This window comes from Castellaniella hirudinis (assembly GCF_047468865.1).
GTDB lineage: Bacteria > Pseudomonadota > Gammaproteobacteria > Burkholderiales > Burkholderiaceae_B > Castellaniella > Castellaniella hirudinis_A.
Window position 1 is genome coordinate 1 of the sequence record NZ_JBLGTV010000029.1, and the last position, 4,185, is coordinate 4,185.

Sequence of the window (4,185 nt, forward strand, 5' to 3'; positions counted from 1 at the left end):
ACGACCGTAGCCACGGCATGAGCCGATAGCAGCTTGATACTTTCTTGTCGGTACGGTGTCATGGTTCCGGGCTGTCCGGTTCCGGTTCCGGCTTGCTGGCCAGCCGTTTGAAAAGTGCCAGTTCAGCCTGATACCGCTCATAGTCGGCGCGGGCTTCCGGCGTGTCGTCATAGCCGTAATGCGTGGCCCATTCGGTGAAGGTTTTCATATTCATTTTCCTGTGATCGTGGTTTTTTGTGCGTGGCTCAATTCATGCCGGTAACGAAAAATTCGGACGATAGGCGCTTGAGTAGTTCGCCCCACTCTTCCCCTGGCTTTGCCATGCCTTCGGCTTCGGCGCGTGTGATGCGCTTGCGCTTTGGCCGTGCGCGTTCGGCGTCCGTCGCGCCGGTCAGCAGGTCGATGGTGTTGGGGTCACGGCCCGGATTCTTCAGCGTGAAAGTGAAGGAAAAGCCCGTGATGGTGCGGCCCCGCTTGTGTTGCTCGTAGCTGGCCACGATGTCGGTGTGCTCGTTCACCTGCTTGATGGCCACATCCAGCGCCCGCCGTTTGAAGTCTGTCATCCGGGGGTATTCGTCAGGCTCAATGCCCAGATGCTGCCGGAAGTCGGCCACCTCAAACACCGGCGTCTTACCAGTGCTACGCCATGCAATCAGCAGCTCGTACAGGCGCACCGCGTAGGTGCTGGTCAATCCGGCAACCTGCCCAAGGGAGTAGTAGGTAAATCGTCGCTGTAGGTCGGTGAGCAGCGGTATTACGTCATCGGCAAAACGCAGCTTTACCAACCCTTCGGACTCGCCGTACTCGATACGCTGAATCCAACGACTGACCACCTTCCGGGGTCGCCCCTTGGACGATAGGCGGTCATAGCTGAAGCGGCGTTCAAACAGTTGGCGGCTGGCTTCGCCCAGGGCCATGTAAGCCGCTTGCCGTGTGACCTTGAACCGGTCGGCGTACTGTTCCGCGTACACCGTCATATCCTTGAGCATGTCCGGCTTTCCAGCGGCATCAGCCACGGCCAGCAGGATCAGCCGGTGTTCTGCCAGCGACAGCGTATACGCCGCCCTAACAAGGGCGTTGTCCTTCTTCACCACTATGTCATCAGCCACATTATTTCCTTGTCCTTTAAGCTATAAGGCGACTATATATTATTATGTCGCCTTATGCAAAGCGTTTGTCGTTCTATTGGTAAGGAAACGTTGTCTTATTGGTAAAGAAATGTCGCCCTGTATGTAAGGAAACGTCGCCCTATGGTTCCAGAAACCCGCATAAACAAAGGCTTTGCCCTGCCCTAAAGTCTTTAAAGGTTTTAAAGCTTATAAACAAACGCGCACACGCGCAGAGGCAATTTTCTTGTGGATAACTGGCCCAGTGAGTGAGGTATTACAAGAGTCCCCACCCTTCGGGCGGGGAAGAGCAGACCCCTACGGGGCGGGGCTGCCGCCCCCCATCCTCGCTACGCTCGCCCCGTCGCCCCCCGGTGGCAGTAGCCTGCCCCCCACCGCTTCGCGGCGGCTCCCCCTCGCAACTTGCCGCTTCGCGGCCCGGTTCGGCAGTAAAGGAGGTGCAGGATCGTTTTTAAGGCGATTTAAGGCCTTTTGACGGTCTGGACATGGAAAGGGGTCAAGGGGAAGCTTTGTAAAGGCCTGTGCCCGTTTACGGGCGCTCACAGGGCTTTATGAATGCCCCTTGATGCCTTGGAATGTCGTACACGCTCTGGGCTGGTGGTCAGGGTTCTTTTCCCCTGACCGCCTGCCACGTGGCGAACGCGGGGGTGGGGCAGCGCCCCACTACAGCAGGTTGATGCCGAAACGGCGAACGAGAACAGCAAACAGGCCGAACAGCACGACAGTCAGGACAACGCAAGCGCCCAGCGTTGGCCAAAAACCGAGGCGGGGCAGCAGGAAAGGGAACACAAGGAACATCGGTAGCGTGGGCAGGACGTACCAGAAGGTGTACCAAGCATGATTGGCGATTTTCTCCATGGGTTGCTTTTCCACGTAGAGCCAGATCAAGGCCAAGAGTGTGACAAGCGGCAGGGCTGCAATGAACGCCCCGAGTTTGTCGCTGCGTTTGGCGGTTTCCGAGACGATAACGACGACCCCAGCCGTCAACGCATACTTGACGATATCCCAGGCGATCATGGTGTAGTTGGCTGGTTGTCTGGCTTTTCTGGCAGGTCGAATAATGCCCGTTCAGCGGGTCGCGTCAGGAAGGTATTCATCATTTCGCGCATCTTGTCAGCAGGCCATTCCCCGCGCTCTACTTTTGCCAGTATCGCCGCGCCGACAAGTATCTTTCGCTTGTCGTCCTGCTTCTTGGTTCGTTTCTGGTCGGTGGCTCGTTTCAGTGCTTCGGCTTTCTGTTTCCTTGCCTGTGCCTGTTTCAGTCGTTCTTTCAGTGATTCTATGGTGTCGTCAATGGTTGCCATGTATACGCCTTTATGCTTGTTTCTGGTGTTCGCATTTTAGGCCGTATCTGGATGCTTGCACAGTGGGATGGCGGCGGCTAGAATGACGCTGCACCCAACCCCCTGAAAAAATAGAAGGGCGCACTTAGGAGTTACTACGTAACTCGCGCGCCCCTTCGGGGAAAAGCAACAGCGAAAACACAACGATGGCAATTTTCCACATGTCCGTAAAGGCAGTTAGCAGAAGCACCGGTCGCAGTGCGACGGGTTCTGCTGCCTATCGGTCAGGTGAGAAAATCATCGACAAGCGTACCGGCGAAATCCACGACTACACCCGAAAGGGTGGGGTCGAGGATGCCGTACTTGTCTTACCGGACGGTTCCACTTGGACGCCAGATAGAGGCGAGTTGTGGAATGCCGCCGAGCTATCGGAGAAACGCAAGGATGCTTGCGTTGCCCGAGAATACGAGGTTGCCTTACCTAGCGAATTGTCACCGGCAGAACGTACCCGTTTGGCGGTGGACTTCGCTAAGGACATGGCGAACCGCGAAGGCTGTGCCGTTGATGTTGCTATCCATGCTCCAGGCAGGGGCGGCGATAGCCGGAACCACCACGCCCATATCCTACGCACGACCCGCAAGGTCGAGGGCGAAGGATTGGGCGCGAAGCTGGACACGGAAAAGGCCGGACGCAACCGAAAAGAAGATTTAGCCGTCATGCGTGAGCGGTGGGCCGAACTGGTGAATGAGCGGCTGCAAGAGAACGGTATCGAGGCACGTATCGACCACCGCAGCAATGCCGAGCGCGGCATCGAGGCCGAGCCAACCAAGCACATTGGGCCAACGGCCACCGCTTTTGAACGGCGCACTGGCCAGCCCAGCGATAAGCGCCTTGAACATGAGCAGGCCGTTACTGATCGGCTGGCCGCTGCCAAGGCCCAGGGCGAGGCTGACCGTGCCATTGCCGATGCCAATGCTTCCATCCTTGACCTGTCTACCAGCCTGACGGCGGCGCTGTCTTTCCGTGACCAGGCGCAACGCCAGGCAGAGGAAACCCGGCGCCAGAAAGCTGACCAGGCCGAGCGGGAAAAGGCTGACCAGGTAGAGCGTGAAAAAGCTAGCCAGGTCGAACCCATCGAAACCGTCCAGGCGCGGCTACAGGCGACGGTGGCGCGTATGCGCCAGTTGGACATTGTGCTGAAGCACCCGCCGCCACCCGAGCCGAATCAGGAAATCGTGGAGCTTCAGGCCATTGATAAATATGTCAGCAATTGGCGCGGGGAGCAGATCAAAGAACTTGGCTTTGGCCCGGAGAAGCGCGGCCTGTTTGGCCTTGCGGAGAAGGCGCACGCCAAGAAGCGAGCGGACATTGAAAAGCGAGCGGTCGAACTCGAAAAAGAAATGAAGGGTGATGGCCCGGTGGCCCGCGAGTGGCGCGGCAAGACATGGAAGCGAGCCGAGGACGCTTACGGCAAGGAATACGACGCATGGCGCGAAGAACGCGCCGCCGCGATGAAGGAAGGCAACGACCTACGCAAGCAGTACCAGGACGACAAGCAGCGGGTCGATGATCACGCCGCCAAGCTACAGGCCGACCGTCAGAAAGCCCAAGAACGGGCGGTTCTGGCCGAGCGCCTGGATCGGCGCGTGAACCCTGAAAAATGGGCCGAAATCGACCGCCAAAAAGAAGCCGCTAAAAACGACCGTAGCCACGGCATGAGCCGATAGCAGCTTGATACTTTCTTGTCGGTACGGTGTCATGGTTCCGGGCTGTCC

General features: G+C 57.9%; 5 protein-coding genes. 1 reads left to right on the forward strand and 4 read right to left on the reverse strand.

The genetic code is table 11. The annotated features are described in order from the left end of the window. Positions 1–58: 58 nt before the first annotated feature. From ACMHYJ_RS16795 to ACMHYJ_RS16810, 4 genes are all read right to left on the reverse strand, one after another. Positions 59–208, reverse strand: coding sequence for a hypothetical protein (locus ACMHYJ_RS16795; protein WP_414247298.1), 150 nt, complete (start codon positions 206–208; stop codon positions 59–61). A gap of 37 nt (positions 209–245) precedes the next feature. Continuing rightward, on the reverse strand, positions 246–1,109 hold the full coding sequence (gene repM, locus ACMHYJ_RS16800) for a replication initiation protein RepM (RefSeq protein WP_414247299.1): 864 nt from the start codon (positions 1,107–1,109) through the stop codon (positions 246–248). 681 nt (positions 1,110–1,790) lie between these two features. After that, positions 1,791–2,141, reverse strand: coding sequence for a DUF3147 family protein (locus ACMHYJ_RS16805; protein WP_414247302.1), 351 nt, complete (start codon positions 2,139–2,141; stop codon positions 1,791–1,793). Next, positions 2,141–2,431, reverse strand: coding sequence for a mobilization protein (locus ACMHYJ_RS16810; RefSeq protein WP_414247300.1), 291 nt, complete (start codon positions 2,429–2,431; stop codon positions 2,141–2,143). Before ACMHYJ_RS16810 ends, ACMHYJ_RS16805 begins: the two co-directional genes overlap by 1 nt. A gap of 185 nt (positions 2,432–2,616) precedes the next feature. Between ACMHYJ_RS16810 and mobQ the strand changes: the two genes are divergently transcribed. Further along, positions 2,617–4,137, forward strand: a complete 1,521-nt coding sequence (gene mobQ, locus ACMHYJ_RS16815; protein WP_414247301.1) for a MobQ family relaxase — start codon at positions 2,617–2,619, stop codon at positions 4,135–4,137. The last annotated feature ends 48 nt before the right edge of the window (positions 4,138–4,185 follow it).

Bases quoted from the DNA above. Each gene is read 5' to 3' on its own strand.
- ACMHYJ_RS16795 (WP_414247298.1), bottom strand. From the start codon at position 208: ATGAAAACCTTCACCGAATGGGCCACGCATTACGGCTATGACGACACG.
- mobQ (WP_414247301.1), top strand. From the start codon at position 2,617: ATGGCAATTTTCCACATGTCCGTAAAGGCAGTTAGCAGAAGCACCGGT.
- ACMHYJ_RS16810 (WP_414247300.1), bottom strand. From the start codon at position 2,431: ATGGCAACCATTGACGACACCATAGAATCACTGAAAGAACGACTGAAA.